Genomic DNA, 1,283 nt, shown 5'->3' on the forward strand with positions numbered 1-1,283 from the left:
AGACAGGTTAAAGTTGTATCTGAAGAATAGAGAATATATTTACCATCAAATGCCTCTGACTGAAAAATTTCCTCTTCATTATATTCCCATTTTAAATTATAGTTCGTTTTCTCTTTTTTTATGTATATTTTAAAAAATTTCAGATATTCTCCTGCAATCTCTGCAATTTTAGATTCAATTTCCTGTTTTTTTAAACCTGCTAGATTATCACATAATTCAGTTAAATCCTCATCAATTTCCATTAATAGTGCATTTCGAGTATCAAAGGTCTCCATCTGTTTAGCAATATTGACATATACAACTCCGGCATTATCTCTTCCAAATAAACGACCATTAGCTCTTGTGGCGTATATTGCACTTTTTTTTGTAGATTTCACACGGTTAGTGACATGTAAAGTTACCTCGGTCTGTCTGATTAATGAAATGGCTTCATCAGATAATTTTTGGACCCCGCAGATAAGATTCCAACCTAATGCTTCGATATCTCTAATTGACTCTTCAGAAGTATTTCCTCGGTCCCAAATTAGTGTACCTGGCTCTAAAGACATCTCTATCATTTGAACTAGCAATTCTTTGACCGAAGACATTGAATTGAAATTTCCTGGTAACAAAAAATAGGAAACTGGTACTTTATCGAATTTTGATACCAAAACACAGAGATTGATTTGTTTCTGGTTCACATGTCTCGAATTGTATCCTTTTTCTCCCAGATTATCTCCATTTCCAAAAATTAAAACTGGTGTCAGATCATATGCAAGAATTTCAGTCCCTTCATTAAGTAATGGATTATTGAATCTCCAAAATGAGTAGAGTTCATCACAAATTAAAGAACTAAAATCGGTAAACCCATCTGCAGTTGTATCCTTATAGCATACACGATCTAAAGCTGAATAAAATGCACTATCCGTAAAATAATCTCCAGGTAAGCCAGATAAATCCGGAATTACGGTAGTCCGGACCCAATCACCAAGATTCGTCGCACTTTCAGGGTGTAAGGCTTTATTGATGGCCCAGGCAGTCAATATTTTTCCAGGAGATTTCCCTTCAATATTATCATCACCACAACAGACTGAATCAATGATGGTCGGCATATTCAGTTCTGTTTTAGCGATATTCCAAAAAACAGTTACATCTCCAGCTTGTTTAGATTGTTCGGGATATAAAGGGGTCTGAACATGAGCTGACTTCTTTGGCAATGGGATGTTCTTTTCATCACTCTCTTTACCGAGATATCGAATAAACCTGGTTTTAACCTTGCCTTCTTCTCTATATGATTCATATTC

At 35.2% G+C, this 1,283-nt stretch carries 1 protein-coding gene; it reads right to left on the bottom strand.

All coding sequences use genetic code 11. The annotated features are described in order from the left end of the window. A partial coding sequence (locus DLD82_RS18695) for a transposase (protein WP_109941717.1) occupies positions 1-1,283 on the bottom strand: 1,283 nt, incomplete at both ends.

Origin of the sequence: Methanospirillum stamsii (assembly GCF_003173335.1) — an archaeon.
Taxonomy (GTDB): domain Archaea; phylum Halobacteriota; class Methanomicrobia; order Methanomicrobiales; family Methanospirillaceae; genus Methanospirillum; species Methanospirillum stamsii.